Source organism: Neptuniibacter sp. SY11_33 (genome assembly GCF_047778025.1).
GTDB lineage: Bacteria > Pseudomonadota > Gammaproteobacteria > Pseudomonadales > Balneatricaceae > Neptuniibacter.
In genome coordinates, this window is the sequence record NZ_CP180543.1 from 195,267 (window position 1) to 215,178 (window position 19,912).

A 19,912-nucleotide genomic window follows, 5' to 3' on the forward strand; every position below is an offset into this window, starting at 1 on the left:
AGTGTTGATTTCACCAAGTGAAAAGCAGTTAGAAATTATTCGACAGCAGTTAGGCCGTGAGCCTCGTGGTTTAGCGGGTATTGCTGTGCAAAACGATCAAGAGGTTCCATTGGTATTGCAGATGGATCTTTTGGTTGATGATAAACCTTTCCCGACGCTTTTTTGGATGGCCAGTAAGGATATCTATCAAGCCATTGCTGAGATAGAAACAGCAGGTGCGGTTAAAGAGTTGGAACAAGAACTGATGGATAACGAAGAGCTTCGCGCTGAGCACTTAGCGGATCAGCAGCGTTATGTAGATCTTCGTTGGGCTTCTGCTTCTGAAGAGCAGAAAAAACGTATCGAAGAATTAGGTTTTACACCGCTGTACAGTAAGTATGGGATCGGTGGTATCTCTCAATGGGATAAAATTCGCTGCCTACATATGCAGTATGCTTATCACTTAGCGCAAGGTAGTGCGATAGGGCGGATTTTGGATGAAAGGTATCAACTGAACTTGATCAAGGCGGCTATTTAGAACGTTTTTGTACAGAATCGGTCTAGAATTAACGGATGGCCTATTTATTTGTTGTAGCTGAGGTAGGGATGAAACGGTTTTATCTAGGGCTCTATATATTTCTTTTATTCTTCACTCAGCATCTCTTTGCTGCAATCTCTATTGATAATACCTCTTCGGGTAACTTTTCCAGTGCTTCTTCTCTAACCATTTCTCATACCACAGGAAGCGGCAGCGAACGCTTGATGCTGGTGGGCGTCTCCTTATGGAATGAGGATTTCGAATCAGTAACTTCCGTCACATATGGTGGTGTTGCTTTAACTCGTGTTGGCTCTACTGCAACCGGGGATGATTCGAGAGTAGAAATTTGGCGGTTAACGAATCCTAATGCAGGCTCAGCCAATGTCGTTGTTACCTTCAATGAGACGGTACAAAAAAACGGCGGGGCTGGGGTTATGACCTTTACAGGGGTGGACCAGATCAACCCCGTTTCCTCTTATCAGGGTAATACCGGCGATAGTGATCGCGCCTCGGTTTCGGTTTCTTCTTCATCAGGGGATCTAGTGTTTGCTGTCGCTGCTGCAGAGCAGCAAGATGATCCGTTCGATATAGATAGAGGTACAGAGCGTTGGAATTATAAGGCAAACGGCAACAATAAATTAGCTGGAGCAGGTGCAACGAGAGACGGTCAGTCCTCGACGTCAATTCGTTGGGACCTGGAAGATAGTGATGACTGGGCGATTGCAGGTGTATCGATTAATGCATCGTCTGGAGGCGGTAGTGGCCCATTACCAAGCCCAGATCTTGAATATCGGTTTGATGAGTGCTCATTAAGCTCAGGTGTTACCGACAGTGCCGGTAATTATGACGGTACAGCAAATAGTACGGATAGTTCTGCTGTTGAGTTAGTTATTAACCGTTCTTTAGATCTCTCGGCCACCGGTACTTTTGATTACGTAACCGTGAACCGTGATGCTTTGAATGGCCTTAATGACTTTAGTATTTCTACTTGGATAAAAACCGGTACTTCCAAGGCTCAGCAAGAGGTTTTCCAAGCGCTAGGCAACAGTACGGGTGATGATGAGATAGAGATCTATCTGATTAATTCTTCGCAGGTACGTCTGAATGTCGGAGATAACGGTAATACTCTAAATGCCGGAACCACTCTGACTGATAATAACTGGCACCATCTAGTGATTACTCGATCAGGCAATGATATGTGCTTGTATGTCGATGGTAACTTTGCTGCCTGTCATGATGATGGTGGTGGTTCTCAGGTCTCTATCAGCAATAGCTCTTCGGTTATTCTTGGACAAGAACAGGATTCATACGGTGGCTCTTTCAACAGCGGTCAGGCTTTTGATGGTTATATTGATGAATTTAAAGTCTATGCATCAGTCCTTTCCTCTTCTCATGCTCAGCAGATTTATACTAATGAAAATAGCGGCTTAAATGCAGATGGTACCTCTCGATCTGCTTCAAACTGTACGGTGATGGTTCCTACGCCTTATTCAGAGCATCGTATGGATGAAACGTCTTGGGATGGGACCAGTGGAGAGATAGAAGACAACATTGGTAGTAACGATGGTTCAGTTGTCGATACTGGGTCTGGCAATGTGACAAATATTGCCGATGGTAAGATTTGTCGCGCGGGTTCGGTTGGCGCTAATAGTGGCACGAATACTTACTATGCTATTGATTCCCAAGTTGATATTGATGATGAAATTGGCGATACCGGTTCAATCAGTTTTTGGTATAGATCAGCGGATACGTGGGGCAACAACAGTAGCCGTAAGATTTTACTAAGTGCGTCTTCCACAGGTAGTGATGATAAATATTTCTTCATCACTATGGAGACTAGCGGGCGGTTAAGGTACGGATTAGAGAATACGTCCGATGCAGATTATCGTTATTCCTCTTCTACTAGCTTCAGTTATCCATCAACGGAATGGGTACATATTGTTGCCACGTGGGATATGGCTAATCGGAATATGCAGCTTTACGTAAATGGTGCTCAGGAGGTAAATGCCACATTCTCACAAAGTCTATCTATTGGTGAGATGCTGACGCTTTATCTTGGGGATAACCGCAGCGATTATATCGCAGGCGAAGGTAATGTTTCTGCGGATGGTGATTTTGATGAGCTGTTAACATTCAGACAGGTTCTTACTAGCGCGCAAGTCACAGAAATTTATACCAATCAGAATGCTGGTAATAACTATGATGGTACTAGCCGAGGTAGTTGCGCGACTGCCACGCTAAGTCCGGTAGCTGATTGGCGATTCGATGAAAATAGTTGGAGTGGTACGGATGACGTGGCTGATTCCAGTGGTAATGATTACCATGGTACGGCTACTAACAGCTCTCCAAGTAGTGATGCTCAGCTTTGTAATGCGGCAGATCTAAGTTTGGCAGGTACCACTGATTTTATCTCATTAAACAAGGATGCGATGGATGGGTTAGAGGACTTCACCGTTATTGTTTGGGCGAAGACTTCGCAGACTCAAGATTCGACCATTCTCTCTGCGGCTTCGGGTAACTCTGGCGCGGCAACCAATGAGGCTGTTTGGTATTTTGATAACTCAAACCAGTTCTGGCCGACTATAAGTGATTCACCATTTGATACCTCTACCCGAATGAGTAGTACCCCAACTATGAGAGATGGTTATTGGCACCAGCTCGCATGGACCCGTAAAGCAAATAGCCTACAAAGCTGTTTCTTTATCGATGGTGTGAGCCAAGGGTGTATTACTCATCCAGATGCCAATGATAGTAATCCTTTATCTGTTGTTACTGGCGGCCTGATTTTGGGTCAGGAGCAGGATTCAATTGGTGGTGGCTTTGATAGCTCTCAGGATTGGGAAGGCCTACTGGATGAAATGCTGATTTTTGACTCTGTTTTGACACAGACTGATATCGGTAATATACGAACCAACATTATGAACTCTAACAACTGGGATGGTTCCCCTCGTAGTTGTGCTGCATCGATTGATCACTACTCCATTACTCATGATCAGAGTGGTGTAACCTGTTTAATTGAGAATATTACTGTCTCGGCTCATGATAGCGCTCATAGTGCGGTAGACGCAGGGAGCGCTTCTATGACGATCACTGCTACTTCCGGTAAAGGCAATTGGGTGGGTGCAGTGAGTGGTACATCGGCATTTGATAATGGTAGTACTGATGATGGCGTAGCTACGTTTACCTTTGCTTCTGGTGCACAGTCGGCGGTTTTACAGTTTGCTCACCCAATCTTAAGTGGCACCAGCGAAACCTTTGGTTTCAACGTTACAGATGGTTCCATTACTGAGAACAGCGGTAGTTGGATAGCAGCTGATGACCCTAATATTACCTTCACCCTCGCGGGCTTCCGTTTTATTGATGGCGCTGGTGTAGAGACCATACCAACTCAGATAGCGGGTAAAGCATCTGATGCTGGGTTTGGGGCTGCTAACCTTTATCTTCAAGCGGTTGAAGCGACCACTGCAGACCCTAGTGTTTGTCAGGCTGCTTTTCCAAATGATGGTATTCCTAAATCGATCAATTTAGCGGCTCAGTGTAGTAACCCAACTTCGTGTGTTTCTGGGCGTGAATTTAATGTTGTAAGTGGCAGTAATCCTGAGGTTGACCTCAATGCCGGTACACCGGAAACATTTAAGTCTGTTGCTATGATATTCGATGCAGAGTCTAAAGCGCCTATCCGCCTTAACTACAATGATGCAGGTGAAATGCAGTTACAGGCGAGTTATACCGTGCCAGACACTGGCGCGGTTATGACAGGCAATTCGAATCTATTCGTTGTGCGTCCATTTGGGTTCGGTTTCCCGGTTATTTCTTCTGCAGGTAAAGCTAATCCAGAAGGTGATGAAACTGGGACTACGAGTGCGTCAGGCTTTATCGCTGCTGATGAACCGTTTGATGTTGAGGTAAACGCTTATCTATATGATGCTGCTGAGGATACCAATAATGATGGTATTCCCGATGCAATAGATACTGATGGCAATACGCTGTTGGAAACAAGCGGTACCGATAATATTGCTGATCTGACTGATAATGGCATTACGCCAAACTTTACCGGATCTGCAACTCTATCTGCAGATGCGACATTCTTTACGCCGAATACTGGGACTGGGCAGTTAGGTAATTTTAGCGGTGGTACAGCAACCATATCGCTTGGGGCTGCTAATGGTTCAGCTGTTGGTTTGAAGTATGATGAAGTAGGCAGTATCCAACTTAAGGGCTCGATGAGTAACTATATTCAGTCGGGCGTGGATATTGGTAGTGAATACCGTAAGGTTGGCCGCTTCTATCCAGATCACTTCGTTCTAACTGAATCAGCTGTGCAGGAACAATGTACTCCGTTTACTTATATGCAACAGCCGTTCTCTGCCCTTGAATACAAGATTGAAGCACGTTCTGCCGACGGGGAGCTCACCGAAAACTATGACCTTGCGCTTTATAGCAATACTGCAGTTTTGGAATTGAGCGCTGAGGATGATAATGACGGCAATGAGCTCAGTTCTCGTCTCACTACGCCTACCTCGTTAAGTGGTTGGGCTGAGGGTGTCATTGATAGAACGACGCTAAGCTCAACTGATATTACTGATCTGATCTTCCAACGCCAAGGTGGATCTGCTGGGTTAGAAGATGGTCCCTACACCCAGCTGCAGTTAGGCATGTCTATCTCTTCTGAATTAGATAGCCGTAACTTTACTTCTTCAGCATTGAATATCGATCCCGATTTAGCGGGTGATTGTACTGGAAGCTGTACAGGCATAGCGCTGGGGGATCCTACGGAGCTTCGTTACGGTCGCGTTATCCTGCAATCCGCCCATGGCCCAGAAACTGAAGATCTCCCGGTACCGTTTGAAATTCAGTATTGGGATAGCGCTGCGTTTGTGCGCAATACAGATGATAGCTGTACTGCCATTCCATTAGCCAATATTAGTTACGATGGTAATCCAATCAGTAGTGTTGCTGCAGACCGCACTGTTACCGTTGGTGATGGTAGTACCGTAGGTAATTTAAGCATCAATGGCACAAATAGTGATGCCGCATCGGGTGATTTCAGCCTGATCTTCACGGCGCCGGGTGCAGGTACAGGCGGTAATGACAATACTGGTTACTTCCCAGTGGGATTGTCTTCGATCGATGAATGGTTAAGATACGATTGGGATCAGGATGGCAATGCTAACGACATCAGTGTGCCTGATGCGATTATTACGTTCGGTCGTGCTCGTGGTAATGATCGAATGATCTTCTGGCAGGAGCGTTATCAATAGATCTGAATTTCAGGCAATAAAAAAGCAGGCTTAAGGCCTGCTTTTTTGTAACTGTCTTGAAACTGGGGCTTATGAGCCCGTTAGCTTCTGGTATTTCTCCATTAGCTGCGCTTCAGTTTCTTCGTGATCTGGATCTTTCGGAATACAGTCAACTGGGCAAACTTCAACACACTGAGGAGTATCGTAGTGGCCTACACACTCAGTACATTTGGATGGTTCGATTTCATAGATTTCGTCACCCGGAGTGATGGCCTCGTTCGGACATTCCGGCTCACATACGTCACAGTTGATACATTCGTCAGTAATGATCAATGCCATGATGACTACCTCACTGTCATAAAAGTAAATTTACAGGCGCTGGTGCTCAATCAGGGCCTTGGTCACCGACGGATGAACAAATTTGCTGACATCACCACCCAAGCTGGAGATCTCTCTGATCAGCGTGGAGGAAACGAAAGATAAATGTTCCGCTGGTGTTAAAAATATACTTTCTACGTTCGGTGCTAGATGTCGGTTCATCGCTGCAAGTTGAAACTCGTACTCAAAATCCGAAACTGCACGCAATCCACGTAGAATAATATTTGCGTTCTGTTGCTCTAGTAACTCTGCTAGTAGACAATCAAAGCCGACAATTTCAACATTGTCGAGGTGCGCAGTTACCTCGGCTACCAAAGCTACTCGAGTTTCTAATTCTAGTAGTGGTCGCTTCTTAGGGCTTTCGGCGATAGCAACAACAACTTTATCGAAAAGTTTAGATGCACGCTCAATTAGATCCGAATGACCATTGGTGATTGGATCGAATGTTCCTGGGTATACGGCTGTATTCATATCAGGTTCACAGCAGTTGATGTCTAATTAGTGCCTATATTGTGCAGGCCTAATAAAATAGCAGTTTAGCAAGTGCGGCATATTATCTGAATTGCACGGGCGGTACAAATACTATAATGGAATGGTTTGATTTATATCGGTTATAAGAAATTTGTTTTTTATTACCAATAACTATATAGGTTTTAAGGGTATTACAAAGATGTCTTGGTTGCGTATTTTTGCTGTATTCGCGTTTGTTCTTGGGCTAGCGGGCTGTCAGACCCTACAAAAGGTAGATAGAGGGCTTTATCAAGTCGCTGAATCTGTCAGTGAAAAAGATAGAGTTACAGGCCAGCGTAGCTTGAGTATGGCGAATCGCTCTGCTCAGATTCAGCAGGGTAACGCCTATGTTGAAAAAATCATTGCCAATGAGAAGAAACACAAAAGACCCGTAAATGCGGCAGTGAGTCGTAGCCAATACCTGCGTTTAGTGCGAATTTTTGACCGTATCCATCAGATCTCTCATCTCAAAAATGAGCGCTGGGAACCTATCTTGATCAAGCGCGATTCTTTTAACGCATTTACCACAGGGGGCACTTACATCGTTGTGCACTCTAAGTTGATGACGGACCTAAAAAGTGATGCGGAGGTAGCTGCGGTTGTTGCCCATGAGATCGCACATACAGTGGCAAACCATGTGTATGAGCGACAAACACATGCTCAGATCAGTGCATTAGCGGGTTCGAATTCCGCGCGTCGTAGTGGTTACAAAGCTGCTTTTACTCATGAAAGTGAGAGAGAGGCTGATCGTATCGGCATCTTGTACACAGCATTCGCCGGGTATGATCCTCTCGCTGCTAGCCGTATTTGGCAGAGAAAATATGCAGCGGAAGGTAATGCCCGAGCTTTGTTCCATCATGATCACCCTGTAAATGCCGAACGCTATAAAGAGGCTTATAAAGTCGGTAAGGCTGTATTGCCTTATTACCGCAAAGGCCAGATTAATCCTCGCTCAGCTCAGTTGTTGGATAACAATGTATTGTGGCGCAAAAATGGCAATGAAGTAGCCGCAGGTGATGGTGGTGGCGTTGCCGCTTTGCTCTCTACAGCACTGGGGGCTTATGTTCAGCACCAGGAAGCAAAAGTAGAAGAACGTCGTCAGCAGGATCAAGCGCGTTTTGTAAAAGCGGTACAGAACGGTTTGAAGCTAGAGTCATCCCGTAAAGCCGGTAACCATGTCCTAGAAACTCGCTGGCGTTATGCAGTGCAAGGGCCGGTTTTGAAAGATATGGTGATGGGGATGTACCTAAAACGTAATGGTAAGATTGAGCGTTATGTTGATCACGTTAAAGGCTATATCAAACCGGGCCAGGTATTTGCTGCCCGCTTTGAATTCCCAAAAGATATACACGTAAATGATTTGAAAAAATATAAAGCTAGCTTCTATCTAGACGACGTACAGCCAGCTTATTAACTCACTGGCTAGCTATTACGCATATACAAACGGTAGGTCACTTGGCCTGCCGTTTTTTGTCTATGCTCATGCCAGTGACTAGGTACCTGTGGGTGATGTAGTTCTGACTCGCTTTCAACGTAAATAAGAGCATTTTCTGATAACAGATTGTGCGCTTCCAGTAATTCGCAGCACGGCGCGATAAGATCCTGGCGGAAAGGCGGATCTAGGAACACCAGATCATAGCGCTGCTCGCAATCAGTTTTTCGGCTTTGTAGCCACTCAAGCACATTGGCTTGAATAACTTCGGCATTCTGACATTTTAAAAACTGGATGTTGTCTTTCAACTTTCTGGACGTGGTCGGGTTTAGATCGATAAAGGTCATACTGCCAGCGCCACGAGATAAAGCTTCCAGACCAAGTGCACCACTACCGCTGAATAAGTCTAAGCATTGCGCACCCGGCACCGAGGATTGAATCCAGTTAAATAAGGTTTCTCTTACTCTGTCCGGTGTAGGGCGTAAACCATCGACGGCAAAAAACTCTATCTTTCGGCCACGCCATTCGCCACCGATAATACGTAGTTGCGAACGGGGGGTATCTGTCTTATTCACCTGTTTGCGAGGAGGGTTGCGACGGCCCATGGTCTTTCCTTTAAAGCGAGGGGGATTGAAGGATACTGATTTGTTTATCTGCCTGTAAGGCTTTGCGCGCGAGTTCGATCACTTGATCGGTATCTTGATCTAAAACTTGCTCAGCATAGGTTTCTAAAGTGTCTTCCGGTAAACGGTAGAACGCAATCAGATTAAGCGCCTGCACTTGGTTGGCGATATCGCGCATATTTTCATGCCATTGAGACGCTAGGTTCTGTTGGCCTTTTTCTACCAGATCTTCGGTAATCATCTGGCTAAGCTGGGGCAATACTGGACCTGGATTTTGCACACCATCAATAATCAGCGCACGGTAACCGGTATCACTCAGAGCGGCCCAAAGCATTCGGAAATTAAGATTGTACTGTGTTTGTTGTTGGCTGAGCAGGTCTTGAAGTACTTGTGCACTTAACCTTTCTTGGACGAAATCTTTCGAGTCGCGAGCGGGAATGAGCGTGCCAACCAGTAAGCGGAAGCGTTGATCTGCACTCTCGCCTTGCTGGATAAACTGAGGGCTGGCTGTAATCAGTGGTGCGTTTTGATCGTTTTGCTGTTGTGGAAGACTATCTTCAATTGTTGAAACGAGATCTTCAGCCCCTTCACCGCTCAATGCAAAGCGTGGATTTTCGAACATGACGTTAAAGCTGCGACTGAGGTTGCCCAAAACTGTCATGCGATTGCTTGGCTGTAAGCGCTCATAAAAGTGATTAATGATCTGCTGTTCGCTGTTTTGGCCATCGAGATATTGGCGTGCTTGGATGGTTTTAAGTTGATCCTGCCAGCGGGCACTTTCGACCGGTTGACTTAACGCAGTCCAGATCGATTTCAAATTAGGTAATTCTTGCGTTGATGACCAGCGAAGCGTAACTTCGATGCGGTCTTGTCGAGGTAACACATGATAGCTATAAGTCGGGTTCGCCAGTGCATTTAAGCGCTGCTGTAAAATCTGACTTTGAAGCTGCTGTAATTGGCGCTGAGTCGAGTTAAAAGCAGGGCGTGTAGGCAACAGTAAAACCAGCGTAATAGGCTGGTCATCTAACTCCATCCAGCTAAGCGTTCGTGCCTCATTTGACTCGATGTCATGATATTTGACTGCCCCTGGTCCCATAGATGAAAGGATCATAATGGCGATCAAACTGAACCATACGAGGCCGATCAAATATTTACGATTAAACAGGGGACGGTATTCATTTGTCATAAGGGTAGTCTCTGTACCAAATCACTGTGATAAGATACCAGACTTTGTGGGTGGACTGCTGGATTTTATTGGCCATTATCACCCAAATAATATGCCGTATGAGAACGGAAAATCATGCTGAGTTTACAAAAATGGTTTGTTACCGAAGGCTGGAATACTGATTACATTGCTTACGCAGGTGTTGTGATCACCGCATTAGTACTGGCGGGAATCTACCGCTATTTGAGTAGCGACGACTCAGCTGAATAAATAAGTGCAGAATTATATCAACCAGTGGCCGAATCATTTGGCGGCTGTATGAGGAAGTTAAATGTTTAAAAAATTGAAATCCATGTTCGGTGGTAAGCCTGCAGAAGAAGAAAAGAATCTGCAGACTCAGGAACAGGATGTTGAGAAGGTTGAAGTTGAGGCCGAAACGACTGCGCCTGAGCAGTCTGTTGCTGTTGAAGCAACTGAGCCTGCTGCGGTCCCTCAAGAATCAGAGCCTGTAGCTGTTAAAGAAGAAGTTCAGGAAGAGACTCAGGTTGAGCCGGTAGTTGCTGAGGTAGTCGTTGAAGCTGTGGTTGAATCTGCAGAAGCCGTTGAGCCAGCACAAGAATTACAGCAAGCGGAAGAAGCACCGCAAACTGTTGTGGAAACGGAGCCAGAAACGCCAGTAGCCGAGCCCGTAGCTGAAGTAGCTGACGAACCTCAGGTAGAGCCGGAAGTGGAAGTACCAGTTCCAGCACCTGCAGAGAAACCAGTTGAAGAGAAACAAGAGAAGAAAGGTTTCTTCTCACGTATTAAGTCTGGTTTGAGCAAGACCAAGGCAAACCTAACGGAGCAGTTGGGTAACCTTTTCCTTGGTGCGAAAGAGATCGATGATGATCTGTTAGAAGAGATCGAAACCCTTCTATTGATGGCTGATGTTGGTGTTGAAGCGACATCTGACATTATCCAGCGTCTAACGGATAAGGTAGAACGTAAACAGCTAGGCGATGCGCAAGCATTACAAGTGGCACTTAAAGAGGAACTCGCGAGCCTGCTACATCGTTCTGAAGAGCCGCTAAAAGTAGAATGTAATAACAAGCCTTACGTTATCCTGATGGTAGGGGTAAACGGCGTAGGTAAAACAACTACGATTGGTAAGTTGGCGAAACGCTTCCAGAGCGAAGGTAAGTCAGTGATGCTAGCTGCAGGTGATACGTTCCGTGCGGCGGCTGTTGAGCAGTTGCAGGTATGGGGTGAGCGCAACGATGTTCCTGTTGTGGCACAGCACACAGGTGCAGACTCTGCATCTGTTATTTACGATGCGGTGCAATCTGCTCAGGCTAAAGGCGTTGACGTATTGATTGCTGATACCGCAGGTCGTCTGCAGAATAAAGACAACCTAATGCAAGAGCTGGAAAAAGTTGTTCGTGTAACACAGAAGCTTTCTCCAGAAGCGCCACATGAAGTGATGTTGGTCCTTGATGCTGGTACTGGTCAGAATGCTTTGAGCCAAGCGAAGATCTTTAAAGACAGTGTTGGTGTGACGGGTATCTCCCTAACTAAGCTGGATGGTACTGCCAAAGGTGGCGTGATCTTCGCTATCGCTAAACAGATGGACCTGCCGATCCGCTTTATTGGTGTTGGCGAGCAGATTGATGATCTTCGTCCATTCAAATCTCAGGAATTTGTAGACGCGCTATTTGATTAAGTCGTGAAAGGGATTCCGCATGATTCAGTTTGAGAATGTAAGCAAACGTTACCCTGAAGGGCACGATGCGCTTAGAGACGTAAACTTTACGCTGCAACGTGGCGAGATGGCGTTTCTAACAGGTCATTCAGGCGCAGGTAAAAGTACGTTACTCAAACTGATCATGTTGATGGAACGCCCTACGAGAGGTTGCGTTTCCATAGCCCAACAGGATTTAGCGCAGTTTAGCCGTGAAGATATTCCCTACCACCGCCGCCGTATCGGTGTGGTTTTCCAGAACCATCAGCTTCTCTTTGATCGCACTGTATTTGAAAATGTCGCGTTGCCGTTACATATCTCCGGTTACGATGAGGAAGATACGGGGCGACGTGTAAGAGCTGCCTTGGATAAGGTGGGTTTGCTGCACAAAGAGAAGTTTAATCCAATTACCTTATCTACTGGCGAGCAGCAGCGTATAGGTATCGCTCGTGCAATCGTGCACAAACCGCAATTGCTACTTGCCGATGAGCCTACCGGTAACCTCGACCCTACGCTATCTGCCGAGATCATGAGTCTGTTTATGGAGTTTAATCGCCATGGCACGACCGTTCTTATTGCCAGTCACGATTTAGCTTTGATCTCGCGTATGGGTCATCGCACCTTGATTTTGGATCAGGGGAGGTTGCTACGCGATGGCTAATCGAGAACCGAAAAGACGCGGTGCAGTTCGACAAGAGCGGCCCGTAGACGCTGCTGCTCCGGCACCTGCTCAATCCAAAGGTGCTGCTCGGCATAAAATCGACTTTGTTGCTCAGGCAAAAAGCTGGTTGCGTCATAATAAAAAGACGGCACAAGATTCACTAAAGCGCTTAAAATCGACGCCTTTACCGAGCTTAATGACGTTAGCGGTATTGGCGATTGCCCTAGCGTTGCCGGGTGTTATGTTTGTTGGTTTGAAGAATATTAATCACCTGAGCGGCCAATGGCAGGGTGACCCGCGTATCTCTATCTATCTGAAAACTTCGGTTGCCGATGAAGCTGCCGAACGCTTTAGCCAAAACATGCTGTTGCGATCGGATCTGGCTGCTGTCGAATTGGTAACTAAAGAGCAAGGCCTGCTGGAATTTCAGCGGATGTCGGAGTTTGCTGACATTTTAAGCTTTCTAGATAGCAATCCACTGCCTGCGGTGGTCGTGGTACAGCCCATAGACAATCAGAAACAAGCGCTAATAAAGCTGCAACAGACGTTATCGGAAATGCCTGAAGTCGATGATGTAGTGTTGGATATGGTTTGGGTTGAGCGTTTAGCCTCGTTTGTTGAACTCGCTAACCGTGTTGTTCTGGTTCTAGGTGCTTTGTTGGCGTTGTCTGTCTTGCTGGTGGTGGGTAACACGATCCGTCTGTCGATAGAAAATCGCAAAGATGAAATCCAAGTCGCAAAATTAGTCGGTGCGACCGATTCTTGGGTGAAGCGTCCCTTTATCTATACCGGTTTCTGGTTTGGTCTTTTAGGCGCTGCCTTAGCTTGGTTGTTTGTGATGATCAGCCTACTACTTCTGAATGAACCTGTTGGGCAGCTAGCGGCGCTCTACCAGAGTGATTTTGAGCTGCAGGGCTTAGGTTTTTCAGATAGCCTAATTCTGTTATTGTCTGGAATCTTGCTCGGTTTAGTCGGTGCTAAACTCGCGGTAAGTCGTCATCTTCGCGACATTGAGCCGCAATAATCTGTCATTTAGACGTCATATTTGCGTTTTATCTTATTCCTCGTTATATTTTTCGGTCCCGCTTTTTCGGAAGCGTGATTTTGTTGGAACTTTTGTACTATAAACAAGTCATATCTGCGGTGTTTAAAGCAGAATGATACGAGGTCATTAATGGGCACAAGCTTACAAGTTGTTGAAAACCTTTCTCCTGGTCAGAACCTGGATGCGTACGTACAGACTGTTACGGCGATTCCTGTGCTGAGCGTTGAAGAGGAACGTTCTCTGGCTGAGCGCCTACACTTTGATGGCGACGTAGAAGCCGCGCGTCAGATGGTTATGTCTCATCTTCGTTTTGTTGTACATGTTGCTAAAACGTATTCTGGTTACGGTCTGCCTCTAGGGGATCTAATTCAGGAAGGTAACGTTGGCCTGATGAAGGCTGTTAAACGCTTTGACCCAACTATGGGTGTACGTCTGGTTTCTTTCGCCGTGCACTGGGTAAAAGCTGAGATGCATGAGTTTATTCTGCGTAACTGGCGTATTGTGAAAGTTGCAACGACCAAAGCGCAGCGCAAGTTGTTCTTCAATCTGCGTTCGAAAAAGAAAGGCCTTGGTTGGATGACCAACGCTGAGGTTGATCTAATCGCAGAAGATCTAGGTGTGGAAGCTAAAACAGTACGTCAGATGGAAGGTCGTATGGCCTCTGTTGATACTGCCTTCGATGCGCCGGAAGGTGCTGATGATGAGCAAGCTGCTTGGGCGCCTGCTCACTACCTAGAAGATAAAAGCGCAGATCCATCGCTACAGGTGGAAGATGCTAACTGGGAACAGGATGCACAGCGTCGTTTAATGTCGGCTATGTCTGAGTTGGACGAGCGTAGTAAAGATATCTTGGCGCGCCGTTGGCTAACGGATGATAAGGCTACTTTGCACGAGCTAGCAGCAGAGTACGAAGTATCCGCTGAGCGTATTCGTCAGCTAGAAAAGAATGCGATGAAGAAGATTCGAGTCTCCATGGAAGCGTAATTCGTTTTCTGGAGTAAAAAAGCCGCTTTTAAGCGGTTTTTTTATACCTGCAGTATTCGGCAAGGCCGTAGCAAATTCGGTATAATCCGAACTCGTTTTAACAGAGTTCATCATGAATACACATCCACTGCTTTTTATTGCGTCCATTTTCGGCTTTTTAGCTGTGGCTATCGGCGCATTTGGTGCACATGCAGTTAAAGGCTCGATCGAGCCTTCCCTCTATGTTGTGTATCAGACCGGTGTTGAATATCACTTTTATCACGCGCTGGCGTTGCTATTTTTGGCATTCGCACCAGAGCGTTTAGACCTGAAAGTGATTAAGCGTGCCGCGGTTGGATTTGTAATTGGAATTCTGTTGTTTTCAGGCAGCTTGTACTTAATGGCGTTAACTGGGATGCGGTCATTAGGTATGGTTACACCACTAGGTGGAGTTGCGTTCCTTTGCGGGTGGGCGTTGCTGGGGTATGCAGCGCTGACTTCAGGTAGGAGATAGATCAATGCAGGTTCAGGTAAATGGTGAGATGCTGCAGTTGCAGGATGGTATCACCCTGACAAGTTTGGTTGAGCAGTTAGAGTTAGGCGAAAAGCGTATCGCGATTGAGCTTAATCTTGAAATTATTCCGCGCAGCCAGCATGCTGAGACGGTTTTAAAAGAATCAGATCGTGTTGAAATTGTTCATGCCATTGGTGGCGGTTAATTTTAGCATTTGATGCAGTACAGCCAGAGTAAATAATAACGAGCATTTGGAATTACACCATGTCCCTAGAAAATGATCCGCTAGTAATCGCAGGCCAATCTTTTAACTCTCGTCTGCTAATCGGAACAGGTAAATATAAAGATCTGGAAGAGACCCGTTTGGCGATTGAAGCAAGTGGTGCTGAAATCGTTACCGTGGCTGTACGTCGTACCAATATTGGTCAGAACCCAGATGAGCCCAATCTGTTGGATGTGATCTCTCCAGAGAAATACACCATCCTTCCGAATACAGCGGGCTGCTTTAACGCTGATGATGCGATCCGTACTTGTAAGCTAGCACGTGAACTGATGGATGGTCATGATCTGGTTAAGCTGGAAGTATTGGGCGACCAGAAAACTCTATATCCAAATGTTGTTGAAACAATCAAAGCTGCAGATGTGTTGGTACGTGATGGTTTCAAAGTAATGGTTTACACCAGTGATGACCCAATCGTAGCGAAAGAGCTAGAAGACCTAGGCTGTGTATCTATCATGCCACTCGGTTCTATGATCGGTTCTGGTTTGGGCATTCTTAATCCACATAACATCAATGTTATTATGGAAGACTGCAAAGTACCGGTATTGGTTGATGCCGGTGTTGGTACTGCGTCAGAAGCCGCGGTAGCAATGGAAATGGGTTGTGAAGCGGTATTGATGAACTCGGCTATTGCCGGTGCTCAAAACCCTATTTTAATGGCTTCAGCTATGCGTAAAGCGGTTGAGGCTGGACGTGAAGCGTTCTTGGCGGGCCGTATGCCACGTAAGAAATACGCGAGTGCTTCTTCGCCAATGGAAGGAACCATTGTTGGTAAATAATCGCCGCTAATTAACGGTGGTTTGGCTACACTTTCCGATACAGCCTGACGTCTCAATGTCAGGCTGTTTTGTTTTACTTAGTTAGGTCTGATGATGACAGAAGAAAATAACATCGAGCAGCAAAACCCTGAGCAGGCTTCTGAAGAGAAGCACATGCGTACTGTAAAAAGCTTTGTCTTACGTGCTGGACGTATGACCGAAGGTCAGCAGAAAGCGATGGAAGATGTATGGCCGCAAATGGGGCTTGAGCTGAAACAGGGGATGTTAGATCTAACTGAGGTGTTTAATCGCGATGCCCCGGTTGTACTTGAGATCGGTTTTGGTATGGGTGATTCATTGGTTGAGATGGCAAAAGATCAGCCAGAGAAAAACTACATTGGTATCGAAGTACACCGCCCAGGTGTAGGCCGTATTTTAAGCAATGCAGAGCGTGAAGGCTTAAGCAATATTCGCGTATTTTGTGATGATGCGATTGAAGTGTTGGCGCAGTGTATTCCTGATGGCAGCCTTGATTGCATTCAACTGTTCTTCCCTGATCCATGGCACAAAAAGCGCCACCACAAGCGACGTATCGTTCAGCCTGAATTTGCTCAGACGTTACGTAAGAAATTGAAAGTTGGTGGTGTATTCCATATGGCTACCGATTGGGAAAACTATGCAGAGCACATGATGGAAGTTATGAGCGCTGCAGAGGGCTATCAAAACGTAGCCGGTGAAGGTGAATATTCGCCGCAGCCGAAGTGGCGTCCAGTGACTAAATTCCAAAAACGTGGCGAGCGTTTAGGTCATGGTGTTTGGGATCTTATGTTTGAAAAGCTTAGCTAGTTAGGCTGATTTTCTTCGCTTTCCGGGGAGGATGCTCTTTCCTCCCTGTTTAATTCTCCCTGTTTTATCCGTCTTAAATGTTCGTTTTTACTGGGGCCAAATTGGGCTTCTGTTTCGAGTTTTTTCGGTTTGTTTGACTCGGGTCAATATCATAGAACCTTATTATTCATGTGGTTTTATTGTTCGAATTTTATTCAGTAATATTGCTCATCTGAAATAAAACCGAGTTAGTAAGTTCGTAATGACCAGCATGCCATATCCCCAGAAACACCTTTTGGTGCGTCAAGTTGCGCAGCAACAGTTAGTAGTGTGTTCTGAAGATACTAAGGTATCTACGGCCGTAGGTTTAATGGCTAAACATTGCATAGGCTGTGTTGTTATTTGCGAAGGAAACCGGCCGGTTGGCATTGTTACTCGCAGGGATATTATGCGGATCACGGTGTCAGGGCAGGATTTAGAGCAGATTGCTGTTTCTACCTGCATGTCTTCCCCTGTGAGCACGGTTTCTACAACAGCTACCATTGATGAAGCTGGTTTACGTTTTATTGCAGAAGGTTTTCGGCATTTAGTTGTTGTAGATGAAAGCCACAATATCTTCGGCATGCTTTCAGAGACTGATGTAGTTAACAGTCAGGGTGTGGAGCATGATCTATTTCTAAGATCTGTTTCTGAAATTATCAGCAAAGATGCGTTGATCATCCCTGAGCATGAAACGGTTCGTTTAGCAGTAGAGCGTTTGGAAACAACGGGTCATAGCGCTGCTTTAATCTGCAATGGTAAGGATATTGTTGGAATCCTCACCGAAAATGATCTGATGGTGAGTATGGCCGAGGGTGACTTGGACTTACCGCTTAAAGATTTTGCTTCCGCCAATTTGGTATCAGTTGAAGCTGACCTCAGTCTCTACAATGCTCGCAAAGTATTTCGTCAGCATAGTTATCATCACCTCGGTGTTAAGCGCCATGATGGTGAAGTTATTGGTTTGATCTCTTATAGCGATATTCTACGTAATGTAGAGATGGATTATGTCTATCGCTTAAAAGAGTTATTGAATGAGCGTGATCAAGCGTTAGCCTTATCCCAGCATAACCTTAAGTTGGCGGATAAGGTCATGAATGCTTCTATGGAAGCGATCGTAGTGACCGATTTGGAAGCTAAAATCCAGCGGGTAAACCCAGCTTTCACGGAAATTACAGGATATGAAGAGTGGGAGGTTCTGGGTAAAAATACCAATATTTTAAGCTCGGGCCGTCATGATAAAACCTTCTATCAAGATATGTGGGCTTCGTTACAGAGTGACGGACAGTGGCAAGGTGAAATCTGGAATAAACGTAAAAACGGTACAGTTTATCCAGAGTGGCTTACTATAACTGCGGTGGAAAATGATGCAGGAGAAATTTGCCAATATGCGTCTATTTTTTCCGATCTGACAGAAATTAAGAAATCAGAAGCCCGTATTAAACGCTTGGCTTATTTTGATGAGCTAACCCGCCTTCCTAATCGTAAGTTGTTTAATGATCGTCTGAACTTATCGCTTGGTTATGCCCAAGAGCACAATCATCAAGTCGCTTTAGCCTTTTTAGATTTAGATTTTTTTCAGCGTGTAAATGATCGTTTTGGCCTTGAGGCAGGTGATCAGGTCTTGCGTGAAGTTGGCCGTAGAGTCGAGTCAATTCTAGAGGAGGGTGATACAGTTGCCCGCTTTGGGGGTGACTCTTTTAATATGATCCTCACTGATGTTGATGATAATACTGCGGTGAGTGAATTTTTAAATCGCCTTCTATCTACGATCAATCAACCGATACTGGTATCCGGTGCGGAGATCAATCTGACCGTCAGTGTTGGGGTGAGTTTCTTCCCTACGGATGCAACAGAACCTGAAGATCTGTTCCAGTGTGCCGAAGTAGCCGTTAAACAGGCGAAAGATTTTGGTCGCAATAGCTATCGATTCTTCTCATCTGAACAGCACCAGTTGGTGAAATCACGCTATCGTATGGCAAATGATCTGCACCGAGCTATCGAAGCAGAACAATTTGAACTGTATTACCAGCCCAAAGTAACAGCATCAGATCGCCAACTCGTTGGTGTAGAAGCGTTAATTCGTTGGAACCATCCTGAACAAGGCTTTATTCCCCCTGATGAATTTATTCCGCTTGCTGAGGATTTAGGTGTTATCGACCAGATCGGCTATTTCGTTTTGCGAGAGGCGGTTCGGCAGTGTTCTAGCTGGTGGAAGCTGGGGTATGAGGTTCCTGTCGCAATCAATGTATCCGCTAAGCAGATGCAGCGTCGAGATATAGCCGAAGAGATTTTAGAGGTTCTGGAAGAGTTCCAGTTGCCCTCTAGATTATTGTCGGTAGAGCTGACGGAAACCAGTTTCTTGCATTGCCTAGAAGAGACTCGCGTAGCTATCAATATATTGAGAACTGCAGGCGTACGGATTGCTATTGATGACTTTGGTACGGGTTATTCCAGTCTCAGCTATATCCGTAATATGTCTCTGGATGTGCTGAAAATAGACCGTAGTTTCTTGGTTAATATTGAGGACTCAGAAGTCGATTTAAGCATAGTGGCATCTATTATCGATATGAGTCAGGCCATAGGACTTGAAGTGGTTGCAGAAGGGATCGAAACGGAGACCCAGTTTGGTTTGCTGCGAGAGCTTAATTGTAACCAGATCCAGGGTTACCTCATCTCAAGGCCGATGCCCGCTGATACATTTGTCGATTGGTATCGAAGCCAAGCTTAGGAATTTATTCTTTAGAATGAAAAGGCCCCGGGGCTGAATGGCGGTAGCCCCGGGGTAAAGGTCTTCGAATTTTGCCCATGAATCAAAAATCGAAGTAAGTGGAAAGGTACTTGCTAAAGCCGGTCTTAGCCGGCTGTAGCGATTAGGCTGGCATTACCGCCAGCAGCTGTAGTATCAATGCACAGATGGCGTTCCATGACGAAACGTTCTGGTTGATCTAGTTCTGTAATCAGTGGCAGCAACGCGCCCTCGCGAGCGGCGAGCGCCTGACGAATCGTTTTTAGGGCTTCAGTGCTGGCATTGCAGCAGATTGCAGCAAAGCCATCGGAGTCTTTGATGGCTTCAGCGGATAACTGGCCCACCATACCTTGCACAGGCAGTTCAGCTTCAGTGCACTGTTTCAGTAGATCAGCGATACCTTGAGCAATAATAACTACCGCATTGCCCTGCATGAGCGCCGTTGCAGCCTGATTCTTAGCGCTTTCTGCATCGGGACCTAGACAAAGGACAATAC

18 protein-coding genes are annotated in these 19,912 nt (G+C 45.9%); 14 read left to right on the top strand and 4 right to left on the bottom strand.

What is annotated here, in order from left to right:
• Position 1: 1 nt before the first annotated feature.
• Positions 2 to 517, top strand: a complete 516-nt coding sequence (locus ACMXYV_RS00865; protein ID WP_415889898.1) for a DUF501 domain-containing protein — start codon at positions 2 to 4, stop codon at positions 515 to 517.
• Between the two features lie 68 nt (positions 518 to 585).
• On the top strand, positions 586 to 5,778 hold the full coding sequence (locus ACMXYV_RS00870; RefSeq protein ID WP_415889899.1) for a DUF6701 domain-containing protein: 5,193 nt from the start codon (positions 586 to 588) through the stop codon (positions 5,776 to 5,778).
• A gap of 69 nt (positions 5,779 to 5,847) precedes the next feature.
• Here ACMXYV_RS00870 and ACMXYV_RS00875 read toward each other — a convergent pair whose 3' ends face one another.
• A complete protein-coding gene (locus ACMXYV_RS00875; protein WP_415883115.1) occupies positions 5,848 to 6,096 on the bottom strand; it encodes a YfhL family 4Fe-4S dicluster ferredoxin in 249 nt (82 codons plus the stop codon).
• 30 nt (positions 6,097 to 6,126) lie between these two features.
• Entirely contained in the window at positions 6,127 to 6,606 is a 480-nt protein-coding gene (gene coaD, locus ACMXYV_RS00880) for a pantetheine-phosphate adenylyltransferase (RefSeq protein WP_415889900.1), read from the bottom strand.
• A 199-nt stretch (positions 6,607 to 6,805) separates the two neighbouring features.
• On the opposite strand from coaD, the gene ACMXYV_RS00885 reads away from it, so the two are divergent.
• Complete coding sequence (locus ACMXYV_RS00885; RefSeq protein WP_415889901.1) at positions 6,806 to 8,059, top strand: M48 family metallopeptidase; 1,254 nt, start codon at positions 6,806 to 6,808, stop codon at positions 8,057 to 8,059.
• Positions 8,060 to 8,067: 8 nt separating this feature from the next.
• Here the strand turns inward: ACMXYV_RS00885 and rsmD are convergent, their stop codons facing one another.
• Together rsmD and ACMXYV_RS00895 are read right to left on the bottom strand one after the other, a co-directional pair.
• On the bottom strand, positions 8,068 to 8,682 hold the full coding sequence (rsmD, locus tag ACMXYV_RS00890; RefSeq protein ID WP_415889902.1) for a 16S rRNA (guanine(966)-N(2))-methyltransferase RsmD: 615 nt from the start codon (positions 8,680 to 8,682) through the stop codon (positions 8,068 to 8,070).
• Between the two features lie 10 nt (positions 8,683 to 8,692).
• On the bottom strand, positions 8,693 to 9,886 hold the full coding sequence (locus ACMXYV_RS00895) for a hypothetical protein (RefSeq protein ID WP_415889903.1): 1,194 nt from the start codon (positions 9,884 to 9,886) through the stop codon (positions 8,693 to 8,695).
• Positions 9,887 to 10,000: 114 nt separating this feature from the next.
• Here ACMXYV_RS00895 and ACMXYV_RS00900 point away from each other — a divergent pair, with 114 nt between their 5' ends.
• The 11 genes from ACMXYV_RS00900 to ACMXYV_RS00950 all read left to right on the top strand — a co-directional run bounded on the left by ACMXYV_RS00900 (position 10,001) and on the right by ACMXYV_RS00950 (position 19,821).
• Positions 10,001 to 10,135 carry a hypothetical protein gene (locus ACMXYV_RS00900; protein ID WP_415883120.1) on the top strand — a complete coding sequence of 45 codons (135 nt, stop codon included), beginning with the start codon at positions 10,001 to 10,003 and terminating at the stop codon, positions 10,133 to 10,135.
• Positions 10,136 to 10,196: 61 nt separating this feature from the next.
• Positions 10,197 to 11,564, top strand: coding sequence for a signal recognition particle-docking protein FtsY (ftsY, locus tag ACMXYV_RS00905; protein WP_415889904.1), 1,368 nt, complete (start codon positions 10,197 to 10,199; stop codon positions 11,562 to 11,564).
• Positions 11,565 to 11,583: 19 nt separating this feature from the next.
• A complete protein-coding gene (ftsE, locus tag ACMXYV_RS00910; protein ID WP_415889905.1) occupies positions 11,584 to 12,243 on the top strand; it encodes a cell division ATP-binding protein FtsE in 660 nt (219 codons plus the stop codon).
• Positions 12,236 to 13,267, top strand: a complete 1,032-nt coding sequence (gene ftsX, locus ACMXYV_RS00915; RefSeq protein WP_415889906.1) for a permease-like cell division protein FtsX — start codon at positions 12,236 to 12,238, stop codon at positions 13,265 to 13,267. Before ftsE ends, ftsX begins: the two co-directional genes overlap by 8 nt.
• 150 nt (positions 13,268 to 13,417) lie before the next feature.
• Positions 13,418 to 14,272: an RNA polymerase sigma factor RpoH gene (rpoH, locus tag ACMXYV_RS00920; RefSeq protein WP_415889907.1), complete on the top strand. Its 855-nt coding sequence runs from the start codon at positions 13,418 to 13,420 to the stop codon at positions 14,270 to 14,272.
• A 112-nt stretch (positions 14,273 to 14,384) separates the two neighbouring features.
• Positions 14,385 to 14,765, top strand: coding sequence for a DUF423 domain-containing protein (locus tag ACMXYV_RS00925; RefSeq protein WP_415889908.1), 381 nt, complete (start codon positions 14,385 to 14,387; stop codon positions 14,763 to 14,765).
• A gap of 4 nt (positions 14,766 to 14,769) precedes the next feature.
• Positions 14,770 to 14,970: a sulfur carrier protein ThiS gene (gene thiS / locus ACMXYV_RS00930; protein ID WP_415883126.1), complete on the top strand. Its 201-nt coding sequence runs from the start codon at positions 14,770 to 14,772 to the stop codon at positions 14,968 to 14,970.
• A 59-nt stretch (positions 14,971 to 15,029) separates the two neighbouring features.
• Positions 15,030 to 15,824: a thiazole synthase gene (locus ACMXYV_RS00935; protein ID WP_415883127.1), complete on the top strand. Its 795-nt coding sequence runs from the start codon at positions 15,030 to 15,032 to the stop codon at positions 15,822 to 15,824.
• Between the two features lie 93 nt (positions 15,825 to 15,917).
• On the top strand, positions 15,918 to 16,649 hold the full coding sequence (gene trmB / locus ACMXYV_RS00940) for a tRNA (guanosine(46)-N7)-methyltransferase TrmB (RefSeq protein ID WP_415889909.1): 732 nt from the start codon (positions 15,918 to 15,920) through the stop codon (positions 16,647 to 16,649).
• A 241-nt stretch (positions 16,650 to 16,890) separates the two neighbouring features.
• Positions 16,891 to 19,398, top strand: a complete 2,508-nt coding sequence (locus tag ACMXYV_RS00945; RefSeq protein WP_415889910.1) for an EAL domain-containing protein — start codon at positions 16,891 to 16,893, stop codon at positions 19,396 to 19,398.
• A 336-nt stretch (positions 19,399 to 19,734) separates the two neighbouring features.
• Positions 19,735 to 19,821, top strand: coding sequence for a hypothetical protein (locus tag ACMXYV_RS00950; protein WP_415891471.1), 87 nt, complete (start codon positions 19,735 to 19,737; stop codon positions 19,819 to 19,821).
• The last annotated feature ends 91 nt before the right edge of the window (positions 19,822 to 19,912 follow it).